Consider the following 14,393-nt stretch of genomic DNA (forward strand, 5'->3'; position numbering starts at 1 on the left):
CAACACCGATAAATGCGATCATCAGGGGTTCGATTAACGCCGTGAGCTGCTCAGCGGTCGCCTGCACCTCCTGGTCATAGAAGTCGGCGATCTTGCCCAGCATTTGTTCAAGTGCTCCGGCGTCCTCACCCACGGCAATCATCTGAGTCACCATCGCCGGGAAAACGGGCTCAAGGCTTAGCGGCCCAGCGATCGACTTGCCCTGACGCACGGATTCCTGAACCTTGTGCAGTGCCGACTCCACAACCCAATTGCCGGAGGTTTCACCCACAATGCTGAGCGACTGCAGGATGGGAACACCCGCCCCAATCATCGTTGAGAAGTTCCGACTGAATCGCGCAATGGCTAGCTTCGTCATGAGTGGCCCGAAGACCGGAAGCTTGAGTTTGACCGGGTCGACGACTTTGCGCACGGGCTCAGTGTTCTTGTTCTTCTTCCACCAAATACTGAACGTGATCCCAGCGACCAGGAGGAGCGGAAGGAGCCACACCATGGCCTTCGAAAGCACGACGAGAACTAGGGTGGGCGCCGGAAGCTGCCCGCCGAAGCCCGCGAACATCTTCTCGAAAACGGGAACAATGAAGGTGAGCATGCCGATCACGGCGACAACAGCCATGATGAGCACAATGGTGGGGTAGGCCATCGCGGATTTGACGGTATCTCGAAGCTTCACTTCAGACTCGAAGTTTCCGGCCACCGAATTGAGCGACTTTTCCAGGAAGCCGCCCGCCTCACCTGCCTTGACCAGGTTGATCATAATCGGCGGGAAGACGATGGCGTGCTTATCCATCGCCTCCGACAGGGAGACTCCTGTCTCCACATCTGTGCGGATCTTCGCAAGTATCTTGGCGAGTTCCTTGTTCTCGGTTTGCTCGGACAGGATGTGCAGGGTGCGCAGCAGCGACAAACCAGCCGAAGTCATCGTCGCCATCTGGCGGCTCATGATAGCCAAATCCTTGAGGCCAATGCTCTTGCTCAGCCCAGGAATTCGGATCTCTGTGCTGAGCCCGGTTCCATCCGGCGCCTCGGCCACGGAGATCGGTGAGAGACCCATGGTGCTCAGGCGCGCCATGGCAGCACTCTCAGAGGCGGCGTCCAGGCGCCCTTTTACGGCTTTGCCGGCAGCGTTGCGCGCCTTGTAGGCGTAGGCCTGAGTTGTCGCCATTTAGTTTCCTCTGGATGAGTAGGAGTCGCCGAAGTCGATTCCACCGGCCGACATGCCTCGGCCGCTGGCCTCTGTCGGGTCCACGCGGCGGATCAGCTGGTTCAGCCCCTCGAGGTCCTGCGCTTTCTCCTCCGCCGACGCGCGGGTGATCAGACCGGCGTCCACGAGTTCCGCGAGGTGCTGGTCCATGGTGTGCATGCCCAGCGCACGGCCGGCCTGCATGGCGGAAGCGACCTGGTAGGTCTTGCCCTCGCGAATGAGGTTCGCGACCGCAGAGGTCGTAACCAAGACCTCGGTGGCGACAACGCGGCCGCCGCCGACCTTTTTAACCAGTGTCTGACACACCACGCCCTGCAAGGTGGCGGCGAGCTGGGCGCGCACCTGGCCCTGCTGGTGGGGCGGGAACACGTCGATGACACGGTCAATGGTCTGGGCCGCCGACTGCGTGTGCAGGGTAGCGAAGACGAGGTGGCCGGTCTCAGCCGCGGTGAGGGCGACTGAGATGGTCTCAAGGTCGCGCAGCTCGCCAATCAGGATCACGTCGGGGTCCTGCCGCAGCACGTGCTTCAGCGCCGAGGCGAAGCTCTTCGTGTCGTGACCGACCTCGCGCTGATTCACCAGCGATTTCTGGTGCTTGTGCAAGAACTCGATCGGGTCTTCGACGGTGACGATGTGGTCGGCGCGGGTGCGGTTCACCAGGTCGATCAGTGCGGCCAGCGTGGTGGACTTACCCGAACCCGTCGGGCCGGTGACGAGTACGAGACCACGGGGAAGCTTGGCGAACTGCCCGACGGTCTCGGGGATTCCAAGCTCCTTCAGCGGCTTGATCTCGCGCGGGATCAGACGGAACGCGCCGCCGATGGAGTTGCGCTGGTAGTAGTAGTTGACGCGAAAGCGTGCGCCGCCCGCGGTGTAGGCGAAGTCGAGTTCGAGTTCTTCCTCGAACTGCGCCCGTTGCTTTGGCGAAAGGATGCTGTAGAGCGCCGAGGTGACCTTGTCACCCATCCATTTGCTCGAGCCCTCGATCGGCCGAAGACCACCATCGACACGGATGCTGGGGGGCGCGCCGACCGTGATGTGCAGGTCGGAGGCATTGAGGTCGAGAACCTCGGCCAGAGCGTTGAGCAGGTCGAGGTCGGAGACGTTGTTGTCAATGGTCCTGGTGCGCACTCGACGCCCGGTGTCTTCGGCCGGTCCGGTCGACGGCTCGACCGAACGAACAGCGGTGTCGACCGGCTGGGCCAGTTCAACGACGTCAAGCTCGAACGTGGCGGCATCGGCGGCCGGCGATGCTACCGGTGTGGCTGCACGCCGGTCGGGATCGCCAAGACTCCAACTGCCGTCAGCCGCGCCCGAAGGCGTCACCGGGATTTCGTAAATGGGCTGGCTCATGCAGATATCCCCTTTTGCACTATGCGACCACTCGCAAGATTTCTTCGATCGATGTCAAACCCATTTGAGCCTTCGCCCAGCCGTCTTCGCGGAGCGTGATCATGCCCTGCTCGCGTGCGACCCGGCCGATTTCGGCGCTGGACGCATGGGCGACGGCGAGGTGCTCGATCTCCTCGGTCACCGTCATCACCTCGTGCACGGCCAGGCGGCCGCGGTAACCGGTCTTCGAGCAGTGCGAGCAGCCGACAGCCTCGTAGATCGTGGGCAACGGCCGGTCCGGGTTGAACGAGAAACGCAGCCGGGTCAGGTATTCCGCGGTCAGGGCGGATGGCTTTTTGCACTTGTCACAGAGGCGTCGCGCCAGCCGCTGTGCGACCACGCAGTCCAGGGCCGACCCCACCAGGAAGGGCTCGATCCCCATCTCCGTCAACCGGGTGATGGCGCTGGGAGCGTCGTTGGTGTGCAGGGTGGACAGCACGAGGTGACCGGTCAACGAGGCCTCGATGGCGATCTGCGCGGTCTCGTGGTCGCGGATCTCACCCAGCAGAACAACATCCGGGTCGCTTCGCAGAATTGACCGCAGCGCGCTCGCGAACGTGAGGCCCGCCTTGGGGTTCACCTGCACCTGGTTGATGCCGGCCATGCGGTACTCGACCGGGTCTTCGACCGTGATCACGTTGATCTCGGGGCGGGCGACCGCACCGAGGGTCGTGTACAGCGTGGTGGACTTGCCCGAGCCGGTCGGGCCCGTGATCAAAATCATTCCGTAGGGCTTGGAATAGGAGGTCTTGTAGGCCTCGAAGTTGTACTCGAGCAGGGCCAGCGCGCGCACGTCGAGGGTCGTGCTCGAGTTGTCGAGAATACGCATGACGACCTTCTCGCCCCACACCGTGGGGAGGGTCGCCACGCGCAGGTCGATCTGGCGGCCGGCGTGACGCACGGTCATGCGGCCGTCCTGCGGTTTGCGCCGCTCGGCGATGTCGATATCGCTCATGATCTTGAGCCGGGAGATGACACCGGCCTGAATGCTCTTGGGCGCGGTCTGCATCTCGTGCAGCACACCGTCGATGCGGTAGCGCACCCGCAGGCTGTGCTCGCCGGGCTCGATGTGGATGTCCGAGGCGAGGTCCTGGATGGCCTGGCTGACCAGCAGGTTCACGAACCGCACGATCGGGGCGTCGTCGTCGATCGAATCCGAGACGCCGAACGAGGAACTCTCGGTGGCCGCGTTCTCTTCTTCGAGGGTGGAGGTCAGGTCGCTGAGCTCGTCGTCGGCACGGTGGTAGCGGGTGATGGCGGCGAGCAGGTCGCTGCGCTCGGCGACGACCTGGGTGACGCGCATCCGTGAGGCTTCGCGCACGTCGTCGACGGCGAAGACGTTGCCGGGATCGACCATCGCGAGGATCAGACGGCCGTCGTCGACGGCGATCGGGATGACTTCGTGGCGCTTGCAGACGGCAACAGGCACGAGGGCCACGGCCAGTCGGTCGACCGGATAGTCGGCCAGCTCGACGAACGGCAGGTTCGCCTGCTGGGCTCGGGCCCGGGCGAACTGAACCTCGGTGATGACTCCCCTTGCGACGAGGGCGCGCACCGCACTCTCGTCGGCGGGATCGCCGGCCATGAGGTGGTCGAGCTCTTCGATCGGGAGTAGGCCGTGCAGGATCAGGATCTCGGTGAGGCTTGCCACTCGATCCTCTCGAACAGGCTCAGGTATATAGGGATAACGCTATCGCCGGGCCGGCGGTCGGGCCAGACCCACTTTGAGGGGGTAGCGGCACGAAAAACGGCTCGTTCTAGTGATCCTACCGGCCCGATTGCGCCTGATTGCGCCTGGCGGCCTTGGCCGTATACAGCGCGCCGTCGGCCGCGGCGATCAGGGCGTCGCTGGAGCGGCCGTCCGCCGGGAAAGTGGCGACGCCGAACGATGACGTGACGCGGATGCGGCCGTCCCCGTGCTCCACGGTCAACTTCGCCAGGGCGCTCCGCAGCTGTTCGGCGCGTTCCAGGGCGCCCTCGCTGGCCAGGCCGAGGAGCACCATCAGAAATTCCTCACCAACGTAGCGGTAGAAGATGTCGCTGGCCCGGGCATGCTGTTTCATCAGCTCGCCGAAGGCCCGCAGCACCTCGTCCCCGGCCTGGTGCCCGTAGCGGTCGTTCACCCTTTTGAAGTGATCGAGATCGCACATGATCACGCTGACGGGCTGACCCGAGCGCTCGGCCAGCGTGAGTTCGCGGGCGAAGGAGGCGTCGAGGAAGCGCCGGTTGTAGAGGCCGGTCAGCGAATCGTGAGCGGACTCCTCGCGGAGCTGCTCCTGCAGCACTAGGATTTCGCGCTCGGCCGCGGCCCGGGTGGAGATATCGAGCACCATACTGATCAGCATCCGTCTGCCGCCGACCTGCATCACCGTGCTGTGGCACTCCGCGTCGAGCACCTCGCCGTTCTTGCGCAGCCCGCGGAACACGAAGTCGGTGCGGTCGATCGCCCCGGTCAGCCGCCGACGGAGGTTGTCTGCGACGAACTCACGATCGTGCGGGACGGTGAGCTGGAGCGGACCGCGCTCCCAGATTTCCGCTTCGGAGTAGCCGAACATGTCGTCGAACCGGGCATTGGAATAGGTGAACCGGCCGTCTTCGATCAGCACGATCCCGACCAGCGACTGACCGACCAGCCCGCGAAACTTCGCCTCGACCTTGCGCAGGATGCAATCGCACCCCATCACCAGCTGAGGTCGGCCGATCGCCGTCTCGATCTCGACGAACGTGTCCTCCAGCTTCTCCGCGAGGCCCACGCCGCGGGCCGCGCGCAGAACCAAGCCCTCCTCGATCGCGCAGTAGAAGGTGAGGCTTCCGTCGGCGTTGGCCGATCGGATGGCGCGCAAGTATTTGGTTCCCGCGATCATGACGACCATCGGGCATTCTGCGTAGTGCTGGACGGTCAGTTCCGCCACCGGCACCCCCACCAGCTGCGCGTAGGCCTCCGCCGCCGGCCGCCCGTCGATTTCGTACACGACCCGGCGGTCGGCATCCGCTCTCGTGACGACGACCCGGTCGTCGGTCGGAACAAAATGGTCGGTCTTGAACGTGCGGAAAGGCAGCATCGTGCTGATCAGGACCAGAACCGCACTACCGGTTCGGAACGCGCCGTCTGCACAGACGCGGGTCTCGGTGAACTGCATGCCGTCGCCCGACGAACCGCCGAGCACGGGAATTCGACCCAGCCCGTTCTGCACGGCGCGGCTGACCTTTTCTGCGCGCACGGACAGGCCCATCGATCAACAGGTACGCGAAGGTGTTGCTGCCGCCGGCCAGCGGCTCGGCGCGGTCAAGTTGGCGCAGAAGGTGCTGCGTGAGGTTCTGGGCCTGGGCCGGTTCAAACTGGTGAAGCTGGTTCTGGGCGCCGCTGACAACCTTGAAGCTGCCCGGGGGGAAGCTCGCTCCGGTGATGCTGTGGTCCAGATAGCCGGACGGGCCGATTTCACCCGCGGTCGTGCAGCCGACCACTTGCACGCCGACGAAGAGCCGCTGCAGTTCGGAGGCCATCAGGTCGAGGTCATACTGCACCGAACAGAAGAACATCACCAGCGCGGTGTCGGGTTGGGCGACGCCGGCGTGGAATTCGCGGGCGGCTTGCCGGGTGTCAGACGCGGTGAACTGCGCCCGGCGGATCCCCGGCGCGGCCTGCGTTCCCGTCGTGCCGTTCGACCAGTCGGAACCCTCGAAGCCGGACAGTACCTGGGCTTCGCTGACGCTCATCATGGTTCCTGTCGCAAGGGCGGCCGGCTTCACCGCCTGACCCGAATTTATCAGTCGGGCCCCGCTCCGCCTGGACCGCGGACGGGGGTGCTTGTCCCCCTAAATGAGGACCGCGCCGGTACCCCTGCCCGGCAAAAACCCCCTCCTGCCCGATCCCCACCAAGACGCCTGATCTTGGACGCCTGACCCGTCCGATCAGGTTCCTGGCTGGTCTCAAGGCAGACTCGAACCCGAGAGTTCCCGTTCCGGTCGAGAGTGACCGCTACAGCGGGCACTCTCGACCGGAACGGGAACAGTCACCGGCGGGGCGGCAGGCGGGGCGGCAGCCACGGCTAGTGGACGAACTGCACCATGGGCTGCACGGAGGGAGCCGGCTTGGAGAACAGGTAGCCCTGGCCGAAGCGACAGCCCATGGCTTTCAGCAGGTCGCGCTGGTTCGTCGTCTCGATTCCCTCCGCGACGACATCCACATGCAGAGAATCCGCCAGACGCAGGATGCCCTCCACGATCGCGCGATCGTGCTGTGAGCGTTCGAGATCGCGAATGAACGTCAGGTCGATCTTCAACAGGTCCACGGTGAACGCCCGCAGGTGGGTGAACGAGGAGTAGCCGGTTCCGAAATCGTCGATGGCCAGCCGCACCCCCAGTCCGCGCAGTTCCTGGAAGGTCTTCGCGGCCGAGTCGATCGCTTCGAGCACAGCGCTCTCGGTCAGCTCCAGCCATAACTGCTCGGGCGGCAGGCCCGACTCGTCCAGCGCGCGCTTCACGACCTGGCCGAAGTCATCCTGCACGAATTGCCGGGCCGAGACGTTGACGCTGACCGCCATCCCCCGCTCCAGCGCGTTCGCCGCGCGGCAGGCCTGGCCGAGCACCTCGGTGCCGATCTGCTTGATCAGCCCGACCTCCTCCGCGATCGCAATGAAATCGCCCGGCTGGATCACACCGCGCGCGGGTCGGCGCCAGCGCGCCAGGGCCTCCGTCGCCACGACCGTGTTCTGCTGCAGGTCGACGATCGGCTGGTACCACGTCTCGATTTCGCCCAGTTCGACCGCGTCGCGCAGCGCCAGCTCAGAGTCGAGTCGCTGGTGGATGCGAGTGCGCAGGTCGTCGTCGAAGATCTCGTAGCGTGCGCGCCCTCGACCCTTCGCCAGGTACATCGCCTGGTCCGCGTTGTGCAGCAGCGTCTCGGCATCGTCCTGGCCGAGACCGAAGGCGATGCCGATGCTCGCATCGACGGATGCGGTCTGCTCGCCCACCGCGATCGGGATCGCGATGGCCCTCTGGATCGTCTCCGCGATCTTCTCCACGTCAGCGCCGCTGCCGACGTCCGGGCAGATCACCACGAACTCGTCTCCCCCGATGCGGGAGACCGTGTCGGTGGAGCGGACACTCTGCCGCAGACGGATGCCAACCTCGGTCAGCACCGCGTCGCCGGCCTGATGGCCGAGGCTGTCATTGACGAACTTGAACCGGTCCAGGTCGAGGAACAGCACCGCGACCCCCAAACCCCGGCGCGACGCCTGCAGCAGAGCCTGGTTCAGCCGGTCCAGCAGGAGCAGCCGGTTGGGCAGGTTCGTCAGCGGGTCGTGGAAGGCCAGGTGTTCCACCCGGGCTTCGGCGAGACGACGGGCCGTGATGTCCTCCAGCTGGTACAGCAGCTGCCCGGTCTCCTCGCTTTCTTGAATCTCGGCGATACTCACCTTGACCCAGGTCTCCTCGGCGTCGGCACGTCGCATCCGTCGGTCCAGACGCTGACGGGTGGACGGAGCGTTGACCGCGCCGTCGACCAGCTGCCCGGCTTCGCCGCCCTCGTCGCCGTCGCCACCGACTTCGACACCCAGGAAGATCGCCTCGATCGGCTCGTTCACGACCGGGGAGGACCGACCGGCCAGGTCGAGAAGTCGCCGGTTGGCCTCCAATACCGTGCCGTCGAGCGACACGATGGCCGTTCCCAGCGGCGAGGAGTCGAAAGCGGCCTCGAACCGTGCACTGGCCGCGGACGCGGCATTCTCTGCCATCCGCAGCGCGGTCACGTCGGTGACAGTGGCGAGGTGCCCGATCACTCCCCCCGCGTCCCGGATCGGCGCGGTACTCACCTGAACCCAGTTCACCTGCCCGGTCGGGGTGTAAAAACGCAGGCTGGTCTCGTAGGGCGCGCCCTCGCCCGCGGCGACCTGCCACTCCCGCAGCACCCGGTCAGTGTCGTCGGGGTGGATGGCCGACGCCCAGCCGTCGCTGCGTGACTGGCTCTTGGTGAGCCCGCTCAGAGCCAGCCACCGGTCGTTGGCGTCGACCAGGCCGCCCGCCGCGTTCAGTTGCACGATGCCGACCGGGGCGATCTTGATGAGTGCGTGCAGCGTGTCGGCTGTTTCCGCGAGCTGGTGCGTGCGGCTCTCGACCGTCGCCTCCAGGGTGTGGTTGGCCTCGGCCAGAGCCTGCATCGCGCCGTCACGCTGCCGGTCGAGTTCGAGCAGCCGCCGGGCCGCCACCCAGACCAGCGCGCAACTCAGCAACGTCATGCTCATGATCAGCAGGGCCACGCCGAACGCCGAGCCGAACCAGCCTTCACGCTCGGCCCACAACCGGAGCCAGCCGAGCAGGAATGGCCCGAAGACCAGGAACGGGATCACCTGGCGGAGCAGGCGCCCCGCGCTCCCGCGGTCGCGGAGGAGACCGGACAGCCCGAGAGACGGGCGCTGCAGCATGATGGATACCGACAGCACGGCCAGGGCCAGTGCCGTGGGCAGGGCCATGCTCGTCAGGCCGGCGACGGTATAGAGCGAAGACACCCCGTAGGCATACCCGAGTACCGCGACCAGGCTGACCCCGAGCGCGGCCAGCACGAGGGTGAGCATCACGGTGGTGCGCTCGAACCGGCTGGCGACGACGGATGCCCCGAGCAGCAGCAGGGACATCGCCGTCGCGGGCGCCATCCGGGCGGCCTGGCCACCGAAATCGATCCCCGGCAGGAGCACGTCAATGCCGAGGGAGGCGCCGAGAATGTACTCCGCGAGGGTGAGGCCGCCGATCAACCCGACCGCCAGGCCCAGGCCGAGAACCGCCCGCCGTCGATCGAGTGCGAGCACGGCGACGGCGAGCAAAACGAACGCCAACGCCGGCATGGGCTTCATGGTCCAGAGCCCCGCGACGGAATCGGGCACGGTGGCGACGCCCAGATACCAGCCCACGAGAACGATGAGCCCGAGGACTCCGACCGAGGCTGCACCGACCCGGCTGATTACACGCATCCGCACATTGTCCCTCTGATCCCGACACGCCGGATGTCGGTTGATGCCTTTATCTTACTGGGATCGGGGCCGGAAACGCGACGCGGGTTTGACGGCTCTACGCGCCGGCCCAGATGTTGGCGACCATGTCGTGGGTGTAACCGTCGGGACCCGCGTTCACATACCGGGTGGCCAGCCAGATGCCGTCCCGCAGGAAGTGCGACTCCCCCTGGGTGCCGCCCGCATTCACCCCTTCGACGATGCACCGCATCCCGCCGAGTTCCTCGTAGCAGTTCATGCCCGCGGCGACCAGCCGCGCCTGGACGGCCGCGCTCTGCTCGGGCGTCACCCAGACCAGGTTCGTGCTGACACCGGTGCCGGATCCGCCGGCCGCGCTCCCCCAGACGCAGGTGAGCTTGTCCGCCGAACCGTCGATCAGGGCGCCGAGTTCGGGGTCGTCCGTGCCGCGGCGCACGCCGGCGTCGGCGCCTTTCACCCAGGCCGGGTTGAGCACGAGATCGCCGAAGGCCGCCACCATGGCGGGGCTGTACAACGCCTCGCAGGACGACGGATGCGGCCCGGTCGTGATCGGCGCGGGTGGCGCCACCGCCACCGGGGTGGGCGTGGACGTGGGGTGCGGTCGCCCGGCCGAATCCTCTGACCTGGCCTCACCGGACAGGTAGACGATGACTCCGACCAGCGGGACGATCACCAGGATGCCGATCGCGGCCAGAAGCGCGCGCCGCCGTCCGCTGCCTGTGCCGGAACCGTACATCGGACTTTCAGCACCCATGCGAGACCCCCCCCTGACTTTTGCGATCAGCCTAGCCGGAACCGAGGACACGACAACGGGGTCCGGCGGGTTAAAGCCGGATGGCCCCCTGCCGAAGCAGGGGGCCATCCGTGGAACCTGAACTAGTGGCTAGTTGTAGGTGCCGGGGGTGAAGTCATCCGACGAGAAGCTCTCGAAGTCGACGAAGCTCAGGTCACCCTCGTTGAACGCGGCATCATCGGTGAAGATGCGGTTCGGGTAACGCTCAGCCTTAGCTTCATCCGTTGCCTCGACGGTGACGTCGCGGTAACGGGGGAGGCCGGTGCCGGCCGGGATCAGCTTTCCGATGATCACGTTCTCCTTGAGGCCCATCAGCGGGTCGCTCTTGCCTTCCATGGCCGCCTGGGTCAAAACCCGGGTGGTTTCCTGGAAGGAAGCGGCCGACAGCCAGGACTCGGTTGCCAGCGAAGCCTTGGTGATACCCATGACTTCCTGACGAGCCGAGGCCGTCTTCTTGCCCTCGGTGAGCGCGGTGCGGTTGAGGTCGTTGTACTTCAACCGGTCGACGAGCTCGCCCGGGAGCAGGCCGGTGTCGCCGTGTTCGACGACGGTCACCTTGCGGAGCATCTGGCGAACGATGACCTCAATGTGCTTGTCGTGAATCGGCACGCCCTGCGAACGGTAGACATCCTGCACGCCGCCGACGATGTGCTTCTGCACGGCGCGGACACCCTTGACCCGGAGAACTTCCTTCGGGTCGACGGCGCCGATGATGATCTGCGTGCCGAGCTCGACGTGCTGGCCATCCTCCACGAGGAGGGTGGAGCGCTTGAGCACCGGGTAGGCAATCGGCTCATCGCCGTTGTCGGGGGTCAGGATCACCTTGCGGCTGCGGTCCGTGTCTTCGATGGTGATGCGACCGGCGGTGTCGACGATCGGCGACGCACCCTTGGGGGTACGAGCCTCAAACAGTTCCTGCACGCGAGGCAGACCCTGGGTGATGTCGTCGGCGGATGCCGATCCACCGGTGTGGAAGGTACGCATGGTGAGCTGCGTGCCGGGCTCACCGATGGACTGTGCGGCGATGATACCGACGGCCTCACCGATGTCGACGAGCAGCCCGGTGGCGAGTGAACGGCCGTAGCAGACCGCACAGACACCGACGGCCGACTCGCAGGTCAGCACCGAGCGCACCTTGATGTTCTCGACACCGGCCTCGACCAGCTTCTGGATCATCACGTCGCCCACGTCGGCGCCGGCTTCGGCCACAACTTCGCCCTTGGCGTTGACCGCCGGGGTGGCGAGGCTGCGAGCGTAGACCGCGTTCTCCACGTTGGGGTGACGAACGAGCTCACCCATCGGGTTGATCTCGGCGATCGGCAGCTCGAGGCCCTTGGTCGTTCCACAGTCGTCTTCACGGATGATGACATCCTGCGAGACGTCCACGAGACGACGGGTCAGGTACCCCGAGTCAGCGGTACGCAGAGCCGTGTCGGCCAGACCCTTACGAGCACCGTGAGTAGCAATGAAGTACTCGGCGACGGACAGGCCTTCGCGGTAGCTCGAGATGATCGGGCGAGGGATGATCTCACCCTTCGGGTTGTTGACCAGGCCTCGCATACCGGCGATGTTTCGCACCTGCAGCCAGTTACCACGAGCACCCGACGTCACCATGCGGTTGATGGTGTTGTCCTTCGGGAAGTTCGCCTGCATGGCCGTGGCTACGTCTTCGGTCGCCTTCGTCCAGATCTGAATGAGCTCCTGGCGACGCTCGAGGTCAGTCGTGAGACCCTTCTCGAACTGCGACTGAACCTTGGCGGCCTGCTTCTCGTAGCCGGCAACGATCTGCGGCTTGTTCGGCGGGGTCAGGATGTCGCTGAGCGCCACGGTCACACCGGAGCGGGTAGCCCAGTAGAAACCGGCGTCCTTGACGCGGTCCAGCGTCGCGGCAACCTCCACCTTCGGGTACCGCTCGGCGAGGTCGTTGACGATCGCCGAGAGGCTGCCCTTGTCGGCGACCTTTTCGAAGTACGGGTAGTCGACCGGCATGGCCTCGTTGAAGATGGCCCGGCCGAGCGTCGTGGTGACCAGGGTGACACCGACAGCTTGACCGCCCACGAGTTCGACGCCGTCAGGCTGCGTGCCCTCTTCGAAGTACTTGTCGGCCAGGCGAATGCGCACCTTGGCGTTGAGGTCGAGCGACTTCTGGTCGAAAGCAAGGATCGCTTCCGCAACGGAGGAGAACGCGCGGCCCTCGCCGATGACGCCTTCCTTGAGCGTGGTCAGGTGGTGCAGACCGATGATCATGTCCTGGGTGGGCAGGGTCACCGGGCGGCCGTCTGACGGCTTGAGGATGTTGTTCGAGGCGAGCATCAGGATGCGCGCTTCGGCCTGGGCTTCCATCGACAGCGGCAGGTGGACTGCCATCTGGTCACCGTCGAAGTCGGCGTTGAACGCGGCACAGACGAGGGGGTGCAGCTGGATGGCCTTACCCTCCACGAGCTGAGGCTCGAACGCCTGGATACCCAGACGGTGCAGCGTGGGCGCACGGTTGAGCAGCACGGGGCGTTCGCGGATGATCTCCTCGAGCACGTCCCAGACCTGCGGGCGTGAACGTTCGACCATGCGCTTGGCCGCCTTGATGTTCTGAGCGTGGCTCAGGTCGATCAGGCGCTTGATCACGAACGGCTTGAACAGCTCGAGTGCCATCTGCTTGGGCAGACCACACTGGTGCAGCTTGAGCTGCGGGCCGACGACGATGACCGAACGGCCGGAGTAGTCGACGCGCTTGCCGAGCAGGTTCTGACGGAAACGACCCTGCTTGCCCTTGAGCATGTCGCTCAGGGACTTGAGGGCGCGGTTACCGGTACCCGTGACGGGGCGACCACGCCGACCGTTGTCGAACAGTGCGTCAACGGCCTCCTGCAGCATCCGCTTCTCGTTGTTCACGATGATCTCGGGGGCACCGAGGTCAAGCAGACGACGCAGGCGGTTGTTGCGGTTGATCACACGACGGTAGAGGTCGTTGAGGTCGCTCGTCGCGAAGCGGCCACCGTCGAGCTGCACCATCGGGCGCAGTTCGGGCGGGATCACGGGGACGACGTCGAGAACCATCGCGGCCGGCGAGTTGCCGGTGATAATGAACGCGTTGACCACGCGGAGGCGCTTGATCGCACGGATCTTCTTCTGGCCCTTGCCCTCCGCGATCTGCAGGTGCAGGTTTTCGCTTTCGGTGACCAGGTCGAAGGCCAGCAGGCGCTTCTTGATGGCTTCGGCGCCCATGTAGGCCTCGAAGTACATGCCGAAGCGGTCCTGCAGCTCGTGGAAGACCGAGTCCTCAGGCTTGAGGTCGCCGACCTTGAGGGTGCGGAAGTCTTCCCACACGCGCTCAAGGTGAGCGATCTGCTCGTCGAGAGACTTGCGGACCTGGCTCATCTCCTTTTCGGCGGCGTCCTTGGTGCGCTTCTTCTGGTCGCTCTTGGCGCCTTCGGCCTCCAGTGCGGCGAGGTCGGTCTCCAGTCGCTGCAGACGGTCGGCGATCCGGGAATCGCGCTGACCCTCGATGGTCTTGATCTCGAGGCGGAGCTCGTTCTCAAGGCCGGGCATGTCCTGGTGGCGGCCGTCTTCGTCAACCGTGATGACCATGTACGCGGCGAAGTAGATGACCTTTTCGAGGTCCTTCGGAGCCATGTCCAGCAGGTAGCCGAGACGCGAGGGGACACCCTTGAAATACCAGATGTGGGTGACCGGGGCGGCGAGCTCGATGTGGCCCATGCGCTCACGGCGCACCGACGACTTCGTGACCTCTACGCCACAACGCTCACAAACGATGCCTTTGAAGCGCACTCGCTTGTACTTTCCGCACGAGCATTCCCAGTCCCGTGACGGGCCGAAGATCTGCTCGCCGAACAGGCCGTCTTTTTCCGGCTTGAGCGTGCGGTAGTTGATGGTTTCGGGCTTCTTGACCTCACCGTGAGACCAGCGACGGATGTCGTCGGCGGTCGCAAGGCCAATGCGAAGCTCGTCAAATGTGGTTACGTCGAGCAATTTCTCTCCTTGGAAAGTATTCGAAGTGTTCGTC

General features: G+C 65.2%; 8 protein-coding genes. All 8 read right to left on the bottom strand.

All coding sequences use genetic code 11. The features are described 5' to 3' along the window. A partial coding sequence (locus E3T24_RS03270; RefSeq protein ID WP_134434298.1) for a type II secretion system F family protein occupies positions 1-1,165 on the bottom strand: 1,165 nt, incomplete at its 3' end. Continuing rightward, the gene (locus E3T24_RS03275) at positions 1,166-2,557 is read right to left on the bottom strand and encodes a type IV pilus twitching motility protein PilT (protein ID WP_134434289.1); all 1,392 of its coding nucleotides are present in this window, start codon (positions 2,555-2,557) and stop codon (positions 1,166-1,168) included. A 19-nt stretch (positions 2,558-2,576) separates the two neighbouring features. Beyond that, on the bottom strand, positions 2,577-4,247 hold the full coding sequence (locus E3T24_RS03280; protein ID WP_134434290.1) for an ATPase, T2SS/T4P/T4SS family: 1,671 nt from the start codon (positions 4,245-4,247) through the stop codon (positions 2,577-2,579). Between the two features lie 115 nt (positions 4,248-4,362). Beyond that, on the bottom strand, positions 4,363-5,790 hold the full coding sequence (locus E3T24_RS03285; RefSeq protein WP_241978607.1) for a diguanylate cyclase: 1,428 nt from the start codon (positions 5,788-5,790) through the stop codon (positions 4,363-4,365). Next, the gene (locus E3T24_RS17845; protein WP_241978603.1) at positions 5,684-6,313 is read right to left on the bottom strand and encodes an FIST N-terminal domain-containing protein; all 630 of its coding nucleotides are present in this window, start codon (positions 6,311-6,313) and stop codon (positions 5,684-5,686) included. The genes E3T24_RS03285 and E3T24_RS17845 overlap by 107 nt, the downstream gene beginning before the upstream one ends. A 332-nt stretch (positions 6,314-6,645) precedes the next feature. Beyond that, a complete protein-coding gene (locus E3T24_RS03295; RefSeq protein WP_134402683.1) occupies positions 6,646-9,561 on the bottom strand; it encodes an EAL domain-containing protein in 2,916 nt (971 codons plus the stop codon). Positions 9,562-9,658: 97 nt separating this feature from the next. Continuing rightward, positions 9,659-10,333, bottom strand: a complete 675-nt coding sequence (locus tag E3T24_RS03300) for a hypothetical protein (RefSeq protein WP_134402684.1) — start codon at positions 10,331-10,333, stop codon at positions 9,659-9,661. Between the two features lie 129 nt (positions 10,334-10,462). Continuing rightward, complete coding sequence (locus tag E3T24_RS03305; RefSeq protein ID WP_134368344.1) at positions 10,463-14,359, bottom strand: DNA-directed RNA polymerase subunit beta'; 3,897 nt, start codon at positions 14,357-14,359, stop codon at positions 10,463-10,465. Positions 14,360-14,393 lie beyond the last annotated feature (34 nt).

Origin of the sequence: Cryobacterium sp. TmT2-59 (assembly GCF_004403545.1) — a bacterium.
Taxonomy (GTDB): domain Bacteria; phylum Actinomycetota; class Actinomycetes; order Actinomycetales; family Microbacteriaceae; genus Cryobacterium; species Cryobacterium shii.